Below are 13321 nucleotides of genomic sequence, written 5' to 3' on the forward strand. Positions count from 1 at the left end.
GCGCTGAAAACGATCGCCGCGCACCCGACCCAGCGGCCCCGGCCTGCGCCGGGGTGACGGGGCTTGTGTTTGCGGGCCCTCGATCGCAAAGCGCCGCCATGCGGATCATTTTCATGGGAACCCCGGACTTCTCGGTGCCGGTGCTGCAAGCCTTGGTCGATGCCGGGCATGATGTCGTGGCGTCGTACAGCCAACCGCCGCGCCGCGCCGGGCGGGGCAAGGCGCTCACGCCCTCCCCGGTGCAGGCGCGCGCCGAAGCGCTCGGCATTGCCGTGCGTACCCCCGTCACGCTGCGCGATGCCGAAGCACAGGCCGAGTTTGCGGCGTTCGGGGCGGATGTGGCGGTGGTCGCCGCTTATGGATTGATCCTGCCGCGCGCGGTGCTCGACGCGCCTGCGCGCGGCTGCCTCAACGTCCACGCCTCGCTGCTGCCGCGTTGGCGCGGCGCGGCACCGATCCAGCGCGCGATCCTCGCGGGCGACGGAGAAACTGGCGTGTGCATCATGCAGATGGAGGCCGGGCTCGACACCGGCCCGGTGCTGCTGCGCGACACGACCGCGATCGACGGCAAAACGGCGGGCATACTGACCGACGAATTGAGCGCTATGGGCGCACGGCTGATGGTGCAGGTGCTGGGCGATTTCGAGGCCCATTCGCCCGAGGCGCAGCCCGAAGACGGCGTCACCTATGCCGCCAAGATCGACAAGGCCGAGGCGCGGATCGACTGGACGCAATCGGCCGACGCGGTCGAGCGGCAAATTCGCGCTTTCAACCCGGTGCCGGGGGCGTTCTTCGAAGTTCAGGGCGAACGCATCAAGCTGCTGGCGGCAGAGCCTCTCCCTCTCCCCGCAAGCGGGGAGAGGGTGGCCGAGCGTAGCGAGGTCGGGAGAGGGGAAGTCCAGCAGAACGCCGACGATGCGCACAGCCCCTCTCCCCGGCCCTCTCCCCCCCAGCGGGGAGAGGGAGTGGTGCTCGACACGCTTCTGACCATTGCCTGCGCCACAGGCGCGATCCGCCCGACGTTGCTGCAACGCGCCGGGCGTGGCGTCATGACCACCACGGAGCTCCTGCGCGGCTTTCCCATCCCCGTGGGCACGCAGCTTTGACGCGGTTCGCGCTGACGGTCGAGTTCGACGGACGCCCCTATATGGGCTGGCAACGCCAGCGCCACGGGGCGAGCGTCCAGGCCGCCATCGAACGCGCCGCGCACGCCATCACCGGGGAGGAGATAACCGTCCACGCCGCCGGGCGCACCGATGCTGGCGTCCACGGCCTCGGTATGCGCGCGCATCTCGACCTGACCCGCATCTTCACTCCCTTCCGGCTGATGGAGGCGCTCAACGCCAAGTTGCGGCCCGATCCGATTGCGATCCTCGCTTGCGAGATCGTCCCCGACGACTGGCACGCGCGCTTCTCGTGCATCGGACGGCATTATGAGTTCCGCATCGTCACCCGCCGCGCGCCGCTGACGGTCGAGCGTGGTTTGGCGTGGCGCATCCCCGCCCCGCTCGATGTCGCGGCAATGGCGGACGGTGCCGCGCGGCTGGTCGGGCGGCATGACTTCACCACCTTCCGCTCAGCGCATTGCCAGGCCGACAGCCCGCTGCGCACGCTCGACCGGCTCGATGTCGTGGCGGAAGGAGAGCGGATTAGCGTGTTCGCTTCTGCGCGCTCCTTCCTGCATCATCAGGTGCGCTCCATGGTCGGCTGCCTCGCGCTGGTCGGCGAGGGCAAATGGAGCCCCGACGACATGACCACCGCGCTCGAAGCCCGCGACCGCACCGCACTCGGCTTCAACGCCCCGCCCGACGGCCTGTACTTCCTGCGGGCCGACTATCCCTGACGTCTATCGGCTGAAACGCGCCGCCAATTCGGCATGGGTCGACCAGCGAAATTGACCGACCGGTTGCACCCAATCGAGCGTGCAACCACCCTTGCACAATATCTCCGCATCGCGCGCAAAGCTGCTGGGATTGCACGAAACATAGGCGATCACCGGCACCTTCGACGCCGCCAGTTGCGTCACCTGCTCGCGCGCGCCAGCCCGCGGCGGGTCGAGCACGATCGCCTCGAACCGGTCGCATTCCGCGCTGGTCAGCGGACGCCGGAACAGGTCGCGATGCTCGGCAAACACCGCCCGGCCCGCCTGCGCCGCGCCCGCCTTCAACGCGAAGATCGCATCGCGCCCCGCCTCGGCAGCATAGACCTTGCCCGGCAGCGACAGCGCCAGCGTGCCCAGCCCAGCGAACAGATCCGCGCTCACCCGCACTGCGCCAACCGCCTCACGCACCGCCGCAACCAGGCTCGCCTCGCCCTCGCGCGTCGCTTGCAGGAAGCTGCCCGAGGGAAAGGGCACCGCCACGCCACCGAGCGTGATCGTCACCGCCTCAGGCTCCCAGCGCGTTTCGGGGCCGATCCCGTCATCGACCGCCAAGCGCGCAATACCGTGCGCCCCGCAAAACGCCGTGATCCCTTCGGCAATCGCCAGCCCCTCGGCCAGCTTGCCCTCGATCAGCAGGTCGATGCCCTGATCGACCTCGGTCAAATGCAGCCGCGCCCGCCCCTTCAGCGCCCGCGCGAGCAATTTGCGCAAGGGGGCCAGCACCGCGAAGAGCGCCGGGGTCAGAATCCAGCATTCCTGCACATCGACGATCGCATGGCTGGCGGGTTCGCTGAACCCCAACCGCACCGCGCCACCCTTGACCTCGGCATGGAGCGCCGCGCGTCGCCGCGTGCGCTCGGGGGACAGTGAAGGCGGTCGAAGCGGTGCCGTCAGCCCCTGCGCGGCGAGCGCGCCCGAAATGCGATCGGTGAGGAAATCGGCGTAGCTTGCGTCATCGAGATGCTGGAGCTGGCACCCACCGCACAACGGAAAGTGGCGGCATGGCGGCGTCTGGTGGTGCGGCCCCGGAATCACGAGATTGTCGGGCGTCAGCGTATCGCCCGGCGCGGCAAAGGCAGCATGGCGACCATCGGCGGTGACACCGTCGCCGCGCGCGGCCACCCGAACGATCAGCTCGCTCACAACGCCGCCCTTACTGCCGAAATTTCCTGCGCCAGATCATCCGCCAGAAACGCCCCGCCCAACCGCCGCGCGGCCGCGCCGTGCATCCACACCGCTGCCGCCGCACGCGCTAGCGTCCCCAGCGGCGAATCGCTTGCCGCCAGCGCGGCGACCGCCCCCGCCAGCACGTCACCCGTGCCTGCGGTCGAAAGCCAGGACGAGCCGTGCGGAGCTACCACGACGGTGCCGCCGGGATCAGCGATGACCGTGTTCGCGCCCTTGAACACCACCACCGCCCCCGATGTCGCTGCGGCGGACCGTGCCGCCTCGATCTTGCTGCCGCGCCACGCGCCGAACATCGCCACGAACTCGCCGCCATGCGGGGTCAGGATCGTCGGGGCATTCCGGTCATGGAAGGTCCGGCCGTCCAGCAAATGCAACGCATCGCCATCGATCACCAGCGGACGATCGCTCGCCAGCGCCACCGCGAGCTTGGATCGCGCCGCATCGTCGCGTCCGAGCCCCGGGCCGATCAGGATCGCCCCGATCCGCGCGTCCACAAGCGCGTCCGGTGCCCACGCTCGACGCACCAGCGCGTGCGGCGTGTTCGACGGCAGCGTGTCCGACAGCAACAGCACATAGCCCGCGCCCGCGCGCATCGCTGACTCGGACGCGAGCGCAGCGGCTCCGGGCATGATCCCGCCGACCACCGCCACCATGCCGCGCGTATATTTGGTGCTGTCGATGCCGGGCGCTTGCAGCGTGGGGCGATCGATCACCGTCGCGCGCGCAGCGCTGCGTGTATCCAGGCCGATCTCCACCAACCGCACGGTTCCGCAAAGTTCGGCAGACGCAGCAAGCACATGCACGGGTTTCAACGCACCCAGTGCGAGCGTGATATCGAAGCGGCTGACAGTATCGATCAGCGCGTCGCCCGTATCGGTGGCAAGGCCGGTCGGCACATCGACCGTGATCGAAAGCCGCGCCGCCTGCACCAACGCGGCGAGCGGCGTGGCAATTGCATCGTCTACTCGCCGCGACAGCCCCGTTCCGAAAATGGCATCCAGCACAACCGGCGCAGGCGCGGCATCGGCTAGCGTTTCGACCGGCCCGTCCCACGCGCTGCGCGCTTGAATTGCGGCGTCGCTCGTTGGAGCGCCCGTCGCCGCCACGCGCACCGCGACGCCGTTCGCGCGCAAAATCCGCGCCGCGACATAGCCGTCGCCGCCATTATTGCCGGGGCCGCACAGCACCAGCACCGGTGCATCCCCCGCCAGCCGCCGCACCGCCTCAGCCACGCCCGCCCCGGCGCGCTCCATCAGCGCGGCAACGCTGGCTCCCGCATCGATCGCGCGCTGTTCCGCCGCGCGCATTTCGGCGGCGGTCAGGATCGGCTGCCCTGCAATGGGGGTCATGAGGCGGCCGCGGCCTTGCTTTTGACGGTGGCGGGGAGACGATAGCGGTCACCGCCCAAGGCAACCTCGATCTCGCCATTGGCAATGATGGTCACTACCGCGGTTTCCGCGCCATCCGCCGCGATGACGCCACGCCCGTCCTTGGTCACCAACAGACGGTGGAACGCGCCGTCCGGGTGACGCACGGTGAGCACCAGCCCGGCATCGGTTTCGCTCCGATCGACCGTACAGGTCCGCGCGAAATCGGCGGAACCGCGCTCCGCGCAGACGATGTTCCCGCTATCGTCGCGCGCCTGGCGCTGCTCCGCCTCGATCTTGGCGAGCGTGGCGTGGTCGGTGCGTTGCTCGCCGCACGCGGCGAGCGAGAAGGCCAGCACTATGAGACTAGATATCCGCGTAGACATGAGTTTCGGCGCTGGCTCCCGGGTGCGTGACCGCGCCCTTATAGGCAGGCCCGACCGTCTGGGAATAGCGCCACAGCGCGCCCGCCTGGTAATCGTTGACGCGCGGCACCCATGCCGCCTTGCGGGCGGCCAGCGTTTCCGGGGAGACATTAAGGTCGATCGTGCCCGCTTCAGCATCGATGCGGATGATGTCGCCGTCTTCGACCAGCCCGATCGGCCCGCCCTCGGCGGCTTCCGGCCCGACATGGCCGATGCAGAAGCCGCGCGTGCCGCCCGAGAAGCGCCCGTCGGTGATCAACGCGACCTTTTCGCCGAGCCCAAGGCCGTAGAGCGCCGCCGTGGTCGACAGCATCTCGCGCATACCGGGGCCGCCCTTGGGGCCTTCATAGCGGATGACGATGACTTCGCCCTCGTTGATCTGGCGCGCTTCGACTGCCGCGAAACACTCTTCCTCGCAATCGAACACGCGCGCCGGGCCGGTGAATTGCAAGCGATGCATCCCCGCGACCTTCACGATCGCGCCATCGGGGGCGAGCGTGCCACGCAAGCCGACCACGCCGCCGGTCGCTGACAGCGGCGTCTTCACGTCGTAAATAACCTTCTGGTCGGGGTTCCAGGTGACCTGATCGATATTCTCGCCCAGCGTCTTGCCCGTCACCGTCAGGCAATTGCCGTCGAGGAAGCCGCCTTCCAGCATCGTCTTCATCAACATGTAGACGCCACCGGCCTCATACATATCCTTGGCGACATACTTCCCGCCGGGCTTGAGATCAGCGATATAAGGTGTTGATTTGAAAGCCTCAGCCACATCGAACAGATCGAACTCGATACCCGCTTCATTGGCCATCGCGGGCAAATGCAAGGCGGCGTTGGTCGATCCTCCGGTCGCGGCAACGACGCGCGCTGCGTTGATGAAGGCCTCGCGCGTGCAGATGTCGCGCGGGCGGATGTTGCGCGCGATCAACTCCATCACCTGTTCGCCCGCTGCGATCGCGATCTCGTCGCGGCCGCGATAGGGGGCGGGCATCATGTTGGAATTGGGCAGAGACAGGCCGATTGCCTCCCCCACACAAGCCATTGTGTTGGCAGTGAATTGGCCGCCGCACGCGCCGTGGCCGGGGCACGCGACCTTTTCCAGCTCGATCAGTTCCTGCAGCGGGCACCCGCCCGCCGCATATTGGCCGACCGCCTCGAACACATCGACGACGGTAACGTCGCGATCATGGAAGCGGCCCGGCAAGATGGATCCGCCATAGACGAAGATGCTCGGCACGTTCAGCCGCAGCATCGCCATCATCATGCCGGGCAGCGACTTGTCGCAGCCAGCAAAGCCGACCAGCGCATCATAGCAATGGCCGCGCACGCTGAGTTCGACCGAATCCGCAATCACTTCGCGGCTGACGAGCGAGGATTTCATCCCCTGATGCCCCATGGCGATGCCATCGGTAACGGTTATGGTGTTGAAACGGCGCGGCATTCCGCCGCCGGTGATGACGCCCGCCTGCGCGGCATCGGCCTGTTCGTCCAGCTTGGTGTTGCACGGCGCGGAGTTGTTTCCAGCCGAGGCGAGCGCGACGAACGGCTTGGCGATGTCCGCCTCGGCGATGCCCATCGCATAATAATAGCTGCGATGGGGTGAGCGTTCGGGACCAACCGAAACGTGACGGCTGGGGAGCTTGGCTTTGTCGAAGGTGCGAGTCATGGCGAAAGCCTATGTCGCCAAACCCCCGTTCGACGCAAGTCTGTTACGTATTTCGATCAAAATTGGCGCGAGGATCGTGGTCCAGCGGGCTACCCCTCCCGCGTCGGCGATCAGATCGTTGCGGATTTCGATCGAAAGGCTGGCGATTCCGTTGGCTTCGCCGTGCCGGTCGAGCGTCGCGTTGAGCAGGCGGCCCGAATAGGGTTCATTGTCGCCGGTGACCAGGCCCTGTGCCGTCAGCAGTGACAGCGCGATCTCCGCTGCGCGGCGGTCGTTGTTCGACAAGATGCCGATTTCCCAGGGGCGCAGCGGCCCGCCGACGCTTTCGAGCTGCGGCGTGAAGCTGTGGATCGCTGCCAGCAACACCGGCCTCTGCACCGCAATCGCCGAGGCGATGGCCTCGTGATACGGCACATACAACCGCGCAATGCGGTCCGCCCGGTCGGCATCCGCATTGCCGGGGATGGGATGGCCATCGCTGACAAGTGGAATGAGTCCGGGTGAATCGACCGGTCGGTTGAGATCGATCACCAGTCGCGACGCGCTGGCAAGAATGGCGGGGGCGTCCAGCGCTTCGGCCAACGCCTCGGTCAACGCGGCGCTGCCAAGATCAATCGCGATATGCTTGTCGAGCATGTCGGGTGCGATGCCGAGGTCGATATCGGGCGGCACCGCATTGGACGCGTGATCGCAAATCAGCAGGATCGCGCCCGGCGTACCGGGGATGAAGCGGGGGGCGGTCATGCGTACGAGGGGACGGCGAGGTTGCCCCCGCCGTCCCGCTGCAAAGATGGCGCGCGGGGGGACCGTGGACCATCAACGGGCGCTCCGCTGGGGGCGGCGGACCCGTTCGATTCGATCACAGCAAGGCCAGTGCCAAGCGCGCATTTCCGACGTTGCACCTTATCAGGCCAGGCAGATCGCCCCATAATGGCACGCAAAACTGTCACAGGAGTCGCGTTTCGAGACACCACCACGCTGGCCACGCGGCGCGAATCCGCGTCGCGGCGGCGGCTCGGCTGGCCTCGTCCGCATAGAGCGCAAAGCAGGTCGCACCCGATCCCGACATGCGCGCCAGCACGGGATTATCCTCGCCAAGCGCCGCCAGCACGGCATCGATTTCGGGCGCGAGCGCGCGCGCCGGGGCTTCCAGATCATTGCGCCCTTCAAGCGCCATCGCCAGCACGTCGCCGCTCGTCAGCGCGCCGCGATCGACGCCATCCCACGCCTTGAACACCGCTGCGGTCGACACGGCAACGCCGGGGTTGACCAGTAATGCAGGCATGTCCGCCAGACCGTCCAGGGCTTCCAGCCGCTCGCCGCGCCCCTGCCCCATGGCGGTGCGGCCGAGCAGGCAAGCGGGGACATCCGAGCCGAGCGCTGCGGCGATTTCAAACAAGCGCGGATCGTCGATCGCGATCTGGTGCAACCGCGCCAGCGCGCGCAGCGCCGCCGCTGCATCGGCGGAGCCGCCGCCAATGCCCGAGGCGACCGGCAAAAGCTTGTCGAGCGTAAAGGCCCCGCCCACGGCCACGCCGAAGCGATCGGCAAAGGCGCGCGCGGCGCGGGTGACGAGATTGTCGCCCTCGCCCGACAGGCCATGCGCGAACGGGCCGGTGATGGTCAGCGAGAGCGGCCCCGGCTCCAGCGTAACGGTGTCGCCATCCGCGACAAAGGCGAACAGCGTTTCCAGCTCATGATAGCCATCGGCGCGGCGCGCGCGGACGTGCAGTGCGAGGTTGATCTTGGCGGGGGCGTTTTCGGTGATCATCGGGCTGTCAAACGGTTCCCACGTCCCCGGCATAAGGCCGGGGCCCAGTCGTGGCGGGTCTATGGCGAGCGTCGCGCTCAATAACAACGCCCTTCCCGACTGGGCCCCGCCCTTCGCCGGGGAAGGACATGTCACATGTTCGGATAATTCGGCCCGCCGCCGCCCTCCGGCACCACCCAGTTGATGTTCTGCGTCGGGTCCTTGATGTCGCAGGTCTTGCAGTGGACGCAATTCTGCGCGTTGATCACGAACTTCGGGTTGCCCTCTTCCTGCCCGACGATTTCATACACGCCCGCCGGGCAATAACGCTGCGCCGGCTCGTCATACATCGGCAGGTCATATTCGACCGGGATGTTCGGGTCCTTCAGCGTCAGATGGACGGGCTGGTCCTCCTCATGATTGGTGTTCGAGATGAACACCGAGGACAAGCGATCGAAGGTCAGCACGCCATCGGGCTTGGGATAGGCGATCGGCTTGACCTGATCCTTGCGCCACAGGCTCTTGTGGTTGGGGTGGTGCTTCATCGTGAAGGGCATCTTGAGGCCGATATATTCGGCCCACATCGTCACGTTCGCCAGCGCCGAGCCGATCAGCTCGCCGAACTTTTCGACCAGCGGCACGACGTTGCGGACGATCGACAATTCCTTCTTGACCCAGCTCGCCTCGAACGCCTCCGGATATGCCGCAAGCTCATCATGCTGGCGCTGCGACAGAATCGCATCGACCGCAGCCTCTGCCGCCATCATGCCGCTCTTCATCGCGGTGTGCGTGCCCTTGATGCGCGGCACGTTGAGGAAACCGGCCGAACAGCCGATCAGCGCGCCGCCCGGAAACACCAGCTTGGGGATCGACTGCAAGCCGCCATCGCTGATCGCGCGCGCACCGTAGGACACGCGCTTGGCGCCTCTCAGGATCTTGGCGATCTCCGGGTGGGTCTTCCAGCGCTGCATTTCCTGGAAGGGCGAGAGATAGGGGTTGGAATAGCTGAGCCAGGTGACGAAACCGAGCGCGACCTGCCCATTGGCCTGGTGATAGAGGAAGCCGCCGCCATTCGAGCCCTCGGTCTCGTTGAGCGGCCAGCCCTGGGTGTGGATGACGCGGCCGGGCACATGGTTTTCGGGCGCGATGTCCCACAATTCCTTGATGCCGATGCCGTAAACCTGCGGCTGGCTGTCCTTCGCCAGATCGAAGGTGCGGATGATCTGCTTGGACAAATGCCCGCGCACGCCTTCCCCGAAAAAGGTGTATTTGGCGTGGATTTCGAGGCCCGGCGTATAATCAGGCTTGTGCGTGCCATCGCGCGCCACGCCCATGTCGCCAGTGGCGACGCCCTTTACCGAGCCATCGTCATTGTAGAGAATCTCGGCTGCAGCAAAGCCCGGGAAGATCTCGACGCCCAGTTCCTCGGCCTGAGTCGCCAGCCAGCGGCACAGATTGCCAAGGCTGCCGGTATAGGTGCCCTTATTGTGCATGAAGGGCGGCGTGAGGAAATGCGGGACCGAAACCTTGCCGGTCTTGGACAACATCCAATGTTGGTTATCGGTGACGGGCACGTCTGCGAGCGGGCAGCCCTTTTCGCGCCAATCGGGGATCAACTCGTCGAGCGAGCGCGGATCGATCACCGCGCCGGACAGGATATGCGCGCCGACTTCGGAGCCTTTTTCAAGGATGCAGACCGAAAGCTCTGCGCCCTTTTCGGCCGCAACCTGTTTCAGCCGGATCGCCGCCGACAGGCCGGCAGGGCCAGCCCCGACGATCACGACGTCATAGGGCATGGATTCGCGGTGGTTTTCGGCCCCAGTTTCTTGGCTGCTCACATCTCGTCTCCATCGCGGACGCCACCTGCGCATTCTCGTCGCGCGCGCGGCACGTCCTGTCCATCTCCGCGTGCCAGCGAATTGACCTTCACGTCAACATAGGAGTCTAAAGGAACGCATGGGGGCTGACCAGAATATCGATTGGCGTTTGGCGGCGGCGAGCGCGCTGGAATGGTGGCGCGACGTCGGCATCGACGCGCTGGTCGACGAAGACCCGCGCGACTGGACCGCGGCACCGCCCGCCCCGCCCGCACAGCAGCCGCAACGCCCGACCCCGCGTGCCGTAGCGGCACCGGTCATCGTGCCGCTGCCCGCCACGCTTGACGCCTTCACCGCCTGGCGCACCGGCCCCGACGCCCCCGAGGCAGGCTGGCGCGGAACGCCGCTCGCAGCAGCGGGCAATCCGCACGCCCCCATCATGATTTTGGTCGACGTGCCCGACCGCGACGATGCCGAAGCGGGCATGCTGCTGAGCGGGGCAAGCGGGCGTCTGTTCGACCGGATGCTCGCCGCGATCGGGCAGAGCCGCGATTCGGTGTATCTGGCACCAATGTGCACCGTCCGCCCGATGGCGGGGCGAATCGCCCCGGAAATCGAGGTGCGGCTGGTCGAAATCGCGCGCCACCACATCGCTTTGGTTTCGCCCAAGCGGGTGTTTCTCTTAGGTAATGCGCCCAGTCGTGCGATGACCGGGGTAGACGTTGCGCGAGCGCGCGGTACTTTGCACACGATTAACCTCGAAAGTGGCATGGGGGACAGCACGGTTGATGTGGTGGCCAGTTTCCATCCGCGACTCTTACTGGAACGGCCCGCCGAAAAGGCGCGCGCGTGGAAGGATTTGCAGATGCTGATCGCAGGATTGGACGCATGAGCGCGAAATTGGCCCTTTCCGCCGCCGTCGCCGCGTTCTTGACTCCAGCGGCCGCCAACGCCGCGATCGAACCGCCTGCCATCCAGAACGCGCCAGTGCGCGCAACGATCCCGCCGCAGCTCGATGCCGAACAGCGCGAAGGCTATCGCGCGGTGTTCGCCAGCATCCGCAGCCAGCGCTGGCAGGATGCGCAATTGCAGCTCGCAGCCCTCAAGCCCGGCCCGCTCCACGCTATCGCCCAGGCCGAATTGCTGACCGCCAAGGGATCGCCCAAGGCCGATCTTGACCCGCTGATGAAGCTGCTGGCCGATGCGCCGGAATTGCCGCAAGCCAAGCAGATCCTGACCATGGCCGCCTCGCGCGGCGGGGTCGGCTTGCCGCCGCTGCCCGAGGCGCGCGCGCTCACCTGGATCGACGGCGCGCCCGCCCGCAAGCGCGCCAAGAGCTTTGGCAAGGGTGACCTGCTCGCCGTCGAGCTGGCGCTCAAGATGCAGCCGTTCATCAAGGACGATCGCGGGGCCGAGGCGCAGGCGCTGCTGGAAAGCACGCCGGGTCTTTCCTCCGACCTGCAGACCGAATGGCAGCGCAAGATCGCCTGGATGTATTTCCTGGCGGGGGACGATACGAATGCGCGGCTGATGGCGCAGAAAGCGGCGTCGGGGTACGGCGATTTCGCGGTCGAGGGGCAATGGGTCGGTGCGCTGGCGGCGTGGCGGCAGCATGATTGCGCCGCCGCGGGTACGCTGTTCGAGGGCGTCGCGGCGCGGGCCAATGACGTCGATTTGCGCGCCGCTGCGCTTTATTGGGCGGCGCGCGCGGACATGCAATGTGCGCGCCCCGACCGCGTCGAGAACCGGCTGAAGAGCGCCGCGCAATATCGCGAGACCTTTTACGGGCTGCTCGCGCGCCAGGCGCTCGGCATTCGCGAAACCACGCCGCACCCGGCCACCGTGGCCGTCGCCAATGACTGGCAGATTCTGGGCCGCCGCCCGAACGTGCGCGTTGCAGCGGCACTGGTCGAAATCGGCGAGAACGGCCTTGCCGACAGCGTGATCCGCCAGCAGGCGCGGATCGGCGATCCGTCCGAATATCCGGCGCTGGTGCGCCTGACCGCCGCGCTCGATTTGCCGGCGACGCAGATCTGGCTGTCGCACAATGGCCCGGTTGGGGCGACGCCACCGCTCGAAGCGCGCTTCCCCGCGCCCAATTGGGCACCCGATGGCGGCTGGCGCGTCGACAAGGCGCTGGTGTTTGCGCACACGCTGCAGGAATCGCGCTTCCGCACCGATGTGGTCAGCCCGGCGGGGGCTTACGGCCTGATGCAAGTCCGCCCCGGTGCCGCGACCGACATTGCGCGCAAGCAGGGCCGCACCTTCGACCGCAGCGCGCTTTCCCGCCCCGGCACCAATTTCGAAGTCGGGCAAAGCTATCTCGAGCAATTGCGCGACCAGCATTGCACCGACGGCCTGCTGCCCAAGGTGATTGCGGCGTATAATGCCGGGCCGGGCCCGGTCGAGGCGTGGAATGCGCAAGCGCGCGATGGCGGCGATCCGCTGCTGTACATCGAATCGATCCCCTATTGGGAGACGCGCGGTTACGTCACCACGGTGCTGCGCAATTACTGGATCTATGAAACGCAGACCGGCAAGACCGCCTCGGTCAGCCGTGCGGCGCTGTCACAAGGGCTGTGGCCGCGCTTCCCCGGTCTGCCGGGGGCTGCGGCGGTGCGACTGACATCGAGCGCGTCCTCGGGGCGCACGATGGCGAGCACCACCGCGACCAGCCCCGCAGGACGAGCGATCGCCCGTGCCGATTGACGAAAGCCTGACCTTCCAGCCCGTCCGCATCGCCGTCCTTACCGTTTCCGACACACGCGGCCTCGCCGAGGACCGTTCGGGTGACACGCTGGTCGCGCGGCTGGAGGGTGCAGGGCATGTGCTGGCCGCGCGCGAGATCGTGCGCGACGATGTCGATCTGATCGTCGGCACGCTGCATCGCTGGATCGACGACGAACAGATCGATTGCGTCATCACCACTGGCGGCACCGGCGTGACCGGGCGCGACGTGACGCCCGAGGCGATCGAGCGCGTCGCCGACAAGATGATCCCGGGCTTTGGCGAACTGTTCCGCTGGCTCAGTTTCCAGTCGATCGGCACCTCGACCGTGCAATCGCGCGCCTGCGCCTGCGTCACCCGCGGCACCTATATCTTCGCGCTGCCGGGCTCGACCGGCGCGGTGAAGGACGGGTGGGACGGCATCCTGGCGAGCCAGCTCGACAGCCGCCACCGGCCGTGTAACTTCGTCGAGCTCATGCCGCGTTTGCGGGAACGCTAAGCC

12 protein-coding genes are annotated in these 13321 nt (G+C 67.0%); 5 read left to right on the forward strand and 7 right to left on the reverse strand.

Features of this window, described 5'->3' with window-relative positions:
- Positions 1–98 precede the first annotated feature (98 nt).
- Both fmt and truA read left to right on the forward strand, forming a co-directional pair.
- Positions 99–1106, forward strand: coding sequence for a methionyl-tRNA formyltransferase (fmt, locus tag EJC47_RS05035; RefSeq protein ID WP_126845728.1), 1008 nt, complete (start codon positions 99–101; stop codon positions 1104–1106).
- Positions 1103–1843: a tRNA pseudouridine(38-40) synthase TruA gene (truA, locus tag EJC47_RS05040; RefSeq protein ID WP_126845729.1), complete on the forward strand. Its 741-nt coding sequence runs from the start codon at positions 1103–1105 to the stop codon at positions 1841–1843. The genes fmt and truA overlap by 4 nt, the downstream gene beginning before the upstream one ends.
- A gap of 3 nt (positions 1844–1846) precedes the next feature.
- Here truA and EJC47_RS05045 read toward each other — a convergent pair whose 3' ends face one another.
- From EJC47_RS05045 to EJC47_RS05075, 7 genes are all read right to left on the reverse strand, one after another.
- Entirely contained in the window at positions 1847–3025 is a 1179-nt protein-coding gene (locus EJC47_RS05045) for a class I SAM-dependent RNA methyltransferase (RefSeq protein WP_126845730.1), read from the reverse strand.
- Positions 3022–4419 (reverse strand): NAD(P)H-hydrate dehydratase, encoded by a 1398-nt coding sequence (locus tag EJC47_RS05050; protein WP_126845731.1) that lies wholly within the window; start codon positions 4417–4419, stop codon positions 3022–3024. The genes EJC47_RS05045 and EJC47_RS05050 overlap by 4 nt, the downstream gene beginning before the upstream one ends.
- On the reverse strand, positions 4416–4823 hold the full coding sequence (locus EJC47_RS05055; RefSeq protein ID WP_126845732.1) for a hypothetical protein: 408 nt from the start codon (positions 4821–4823) through the stop codon (positions 4416–4418). The genes EJC47_RS05050 and EJC47_RS05055 overlap by 4 nt, the downstream gene beginning before the upstream one ends.
- On the reverse strand, positions 4804–6525 hold the full coding sequence (gene ilvD / locus EJC47_RS05060; protein ID WP_126845733.1) for a dihydroxy-acid dehydratase: 1722 nt from the start codon (positions 6523–6525) through the stop codon (positions 4804–4806). Before ilvD ends, EJC47_RS05055 begins: the two co-directional genes overlap by 20 nt.
- A gap of 9 nt (positions 6526–6534) precedes the next feature.
- Positions 6535–7269, reverse strand: coding sequence for an N-formylglutamate amidohydrolase (locus EJC47_RS05065; RefSeq protein WP_126845734.1), 735 nt, complete (start codon positions 7267–7269; stop codon positions 6535–6537).
- 202 nt (positions 7270–7471) lie between these two features.
- A complete protein-coding gene (locus EJC47_RS05070) occupies positions 7472–8296 on the reverse strand; it encodes a 4-(cytidine 5'-diphospho)-2-C-methyl-D-erythritol kinase (RefSeq protein ID WP_126845735.1) in 825 nt (274 codons plus the stop codon).
- Between the two features lie 131 nt (positions 8297–8427).
- Positions 8428–10071: an electron transfer flavoprotein-ubiquinone oxidoreductase gene (locus EJC47_RS05075; protein ID WP_126845809.1), complete on the reverse strand. Its 1644-nt coding sequence runs from the start codon at positions 10069–10071 to the stop codon at positions 8428–8430.
- 160 nt (positions 10072–10231) lie between these two features.
- On the opposite strand from EJC47_RS05075, the gene EJC47_RS05080 reads away from it, so the two are divergent.
- Genes EJC47_RS05080 through moaB form a run of 3 tightly spaced genes read left to right on the forward strand, consistent with a single transcriptional unit; the run spans position 10232 to position 13318 of the window.
- The gene (locus tag EJC47_RS05080) at positions 10232–10984 is read left to right on the forward strand and encodes a uracil-DNA glycosylase (protein WP_126845736.1); all 753 of its coding nucleotides are present in this window, start codon (positions 10232–10234) and stop codon (positions 10982–10984) included.
- The gene (locus tag EJC47_RS05085) at positions 10981–12801 is read left to right on the forward strand and encodes a lytic transglycosylase domain-containing protein (RefSeq protein ID WP_126845737.1); all 1821 of its coding nucleotides are present in this window, start codon (positions 10981–10983) and stop codon (positions 12799–12801) included. Before EJC47_RS05080 ends, EJC47_RS05085 begins: the two co-directional genes overlap by 4 nt.
- Positions 12791–13318: a molybdenum cofactor biosynthesis protein B gene (gene moaB, locus EJC47_RS05090; RefSeq protein ID WP_126845738.1), complete on the forward strand. Its 528-nt coding sequence runs from the start codon at positions 12791–12793 to the stop codon at positions 13316–13318. The genes EJC47_RS05085 and moaB overlap by 11 nt, the downstream gene beginning before the upstream one ends.
- Positions 13319–13321: the final 3 nt, after the last annotated feature.

It is taken from the genome of Sphingomonas sp. TF3 (genome assembly GCF_003985085.1).
Lineage (GTDB): Bacteria > Pseudomonadota > Alphaproteobacteria > Sphingomonadales > Sphingomonadaceae > Sphingomonas.

Excerpts from the sequence above, each read along its gene's own strand:
- EJC47_RS05080 (WP_126845736.1), top strand. The coding sequence starts at position 10,232 with ATGGGGGCTGACCAGAATATCGATTGGCGTTTGGCGGCGGCGAGCGCG.
- fmt (WP_126845728.1), top strand. The coding sequence starts at position 99 with ATGCGGATCATTTTCATGGGAACCCCGGACTTCTCGGTGCCGGTGCTG.
- EJC47_RS05085 (WP_126845737.1), top strand. The coding sequence starts at position 10,981 with ATGAGCGCGAAATTGGCCCTTTCCGCCGCCGTCGCCGCGTTCTTGACT.
- ilvD (WP_126845733.1), bottom strand. The coding sequence starts at position 6,525 with ATGACTCGCACCTTCGACAAAGCCAAGCTCCCCAGCCGTCACGTTTCG.
- EJC47_RS05055 (WP_126845732.1), bottom strand. The coding sequence starts at position 4,823 with ATGTCTACGCGGATATCTAGTCTCATAGTGCTGGCCTTCTCGCTCGCC.
- EJC47_RS05075 (WP_126845809.1), bottom strand. The coding sequence starts at position 10,071 with ATGCCCTATGACGTCGTGATCGTCGGGGCTGGCCCTGCCGGCCTGTCG.
- EJC47_RS05070 (WP_126845735.1), bottom strand. The coding sequence starts at position 8,296 with ATGATCACCGAAAACGCCCCCGCCAAGATCAACCTCGCACTGCACGTC.
- EJC47_RS05050 (WP_126845731.1), bottom strand. The coding sequence starts at position 4,419 with ATGACCCCCATTGCAGGGCAGCCGATCCTGACCGCCGCCGAAATGCGC.
- EJC47_RS05065 (WP_126845734.1), bottom strand. The coding sequence starts at position 7,269 with ATGACCGCCCCCCGCTTCATCCCCGGTACGCCGGGCGCGATCCTGCTG.